Source organism: Ferruginibacter sp. (assembly GCF_031430955.1).
Lineage (GTDB): Bacteria > Bacteroidota > Bacteroidia > Chitinophagales > Chitinophagaceae > Ferruginibacter.
Window position 1 is genome coordinate 1 of the sequence record NZ_JANPCM010000540.1, and the last position, 2,599, is coordinate 2,599.

General features: G+C 35.2%; 3 protein-coding genes. All 3 read right to left on the minus strand.

What is annotated here, in order from left to right:
- On the minus strand, positions 1-206 hold a 206-nt coding region (locus tag ACY65O_RS15170), incomplete at its 3' end, for a hypothetical protein (protein WP_462221705.1).
- A gap of 277 nt (positions 207-483) precedes the next feature.
- On the minus strand, positions 484-1,524 hold the full coding sequence (locus tag ACY65O_RS15175) for a 2-oxoacid:ferredoxin oxidoreductase subunit beta (protein ID WP_462221706.1): 1,041 nt from the start codon (positions 1,522-1,524) through the stop codon (positions 484-486).
- 213 nt (positions 1,525-1,737) lie between these two features.
- Positions 1,738-2,274 carry a hypothetical protein gene (locus ACY65O_RS15180; protein ID WP_462221707.1) on the minus strand — a complete coding sequence of 179 codons (537 nt, stop codon included), beginning with the start codon at positions 2,272-2,274 and terminating at the stop codon, positions 1,738-1,740.
- Positions 2,275-2,599 lie beyond the last annotated feature (325 nt).

The window sequence follows — 2,599 nt, forward strand, 5'->3', positions numbered from 1 at the left end:
TTGGTATTAAACAAACAGTCCAAATACAAGCTATCCATGTTAACAGATGTACCTGTATCTATTACTATCTTATTAGAACCATAAGGTTTTAATAAAAGATTTATTGCTTCGTAAAAATTTTTATTTGTTGGCTTACAATCGCAGCAAGCGATGTACATAATATTTGTAAGCAAAAATGCAACAGGTAAAATCAATATCTTTTTCAAATTCATATTGCTCTTTTTTAAGAAGGTACTTTATTAACGTAAAACGCTGCTTAAAAAAATAGCGGCAAACATTTGCCGCTGAAATTATTTTAACTGCTTAGGTAAAAGTTTAATAAAGATATTCTGTACAAGAGGGTCTCGCCTTAGGCCAGACCAATGAAACTGATTAAAGAAAAAATGCCGGACTCAAAAAAATATACAACTTTAGTGCTTTCGCCTCGCCGATTTGTAAATGACGTAACAATCTAAGTTCTCCGCCAGCTGGCGGAGACGGGGGCTAATTTATCACCCACGTCTCACTGCCCTTCAGCAATTTATCTAAATCCCCTTTGCCTCTTTTTGCAATTATATCATCAATCTGCATTTGCATACTGTCTTCGTAACAGGCCCTGTCAGTTTCGTAAAAAACACCAAATGGCCTTGGCAAATGCCCGGCTAATTTAGGATCATCAAACATGCGGATCAATATCTGTGCTTTATAAAAATCTTTATCATCATGCACCCACAGCTCATCGGTGCTGGCACCTTCGGCCAAATCAACAATCACGGGTTTAAAACCATCTAACTTAATACCTTTATTTTGTGTGGCGCCAAAAATTAATGGCTTGCCCTGTTCTAAAAATAATACTTCATCAGCCTTGCTGCTTTTTTCGGTAAATGTTTCAAAAGCACCATCATTAAAAATATTACAGTTTTGATAGATCTCTAAAAAAGAAGCGCCTTTATGTGCCTGGCTACGCAGCAACATGGCTTGCAAATGTTTTGGGTCCCTGTCCATTGTACGGGCAATAAAACTTGCATCGGCACCCATGGCCAATGCCAACGGATTAAAGGGATGATCAATACTTCCGAAAGGCGTTGATTTGGTTATTTTATTTTGTTCGGAGGTAGGCGAATATTGCCCTTTGGTTAAACCATAAATCTGGTTATTGAATAATAAAATATTGATGTCGAAATTGCGGCGCAGCAAATGAATGGTATGGTTACCACCAATGCTTAAACTGTCGCCATCTCCTGTTACTACCCACACACTCAGCTCGGGCCGGGCTGCTTTTAAACCACTGGCCACCGCTGTTGCCCTGCCATGAATACTGTGCATACCATACGTATTCATATAATATGGAAAGCGGCTGCTGCAGCCAATGCCGCTAACAATTACAATATTTTCTTTTGGTATGCCCAGTGTTGGCATTACCTTTTGTACTTGTGCTAAAATAGAATAGTCGCCGCAACCGGGGCACCAGCGAACTTCCTGGTCGGTTACAAAATCTTTAGCGGTTAACGGAGCCGGTGCTGGGGCTAAAACTGTATCAGACATAAAATATGTGAATTGAGGGCTAAAGTTAGTTAAAAAAAATGTTCAATAATCAATTTTCAATGTTCAATATTCAAGTTTAGCACCCTGCTAACATTGTAATTTTTTTATCTATACTGAGTTATTCTTTTTTGGGGTGGAAATACATTTTGCAATAGACTGAGGTTATTTTGGGAGCCACACTTGTTACAAAACCGCTCTTGTTGCCTGCTGTTGTTAGGTGACCCATAATAGAATTTCATGCTTAACTGTCCATTTTTTATTGATTAATTCAACAAGAAACCAAGAGCCGGATGAATCTCCGGTAATAAATAAAATTGCCTTGTCATTGACTTTATTGAATACAATTTTTGAGAAATTTATTGTATGATGCCATGGTTCAGGTTTTATCAGTTTGTTTAAATTGATATTTATTTTAGTCTTTGCTTTTAATTTTTCTACATCCATGATCTCTTTATCGGTCTTAATAGTTTTGATAGTTAAAATAAAACTTTTAAAGGAAGAGTCTCCTTGACAGAACTCTTTAAAAAAGAAGTCATTATTTTGAACAGAATAAATTAATGTTCCTAGTTCGTCTTTAAAATCTTTTATTGTGTCATTAATGCCAATTATGTATGGAATGTTAGACGAAAAGTGTCCAAATTTATTGTCTAACACAGAAGAGTAAATATCATATTGAATTTCTTCATGTCTGTCATAGTTGCATGATGTTAATATTGAAGTAATAAAAACTGTAAGCAGTAAGTGTTTCATAAAAACTTTATAGGGAGATGCTACATCGGAATGATTCCATACAATAGCAGGCAACTCTAATTTTATGTGTAAAATCTTTTGTTGATTCTGCTACCTGCACATCTCCTTAATTAAATGCTGGTGAATGGCAAGATTTAATTAACTGGCCAGTTACATGATTTCATGCTTTTGTATTTGGCAAAGCATAATCAACCAAACTATCTTCTAAATCATACTTTCTATTATACATATTTAAAATGATTTTCTACCAAAATAAAAAAAATACACTTAACAAGCCTAATACTCTACGATCATTGAATATTGATTATTAATTATTTGTATTTTT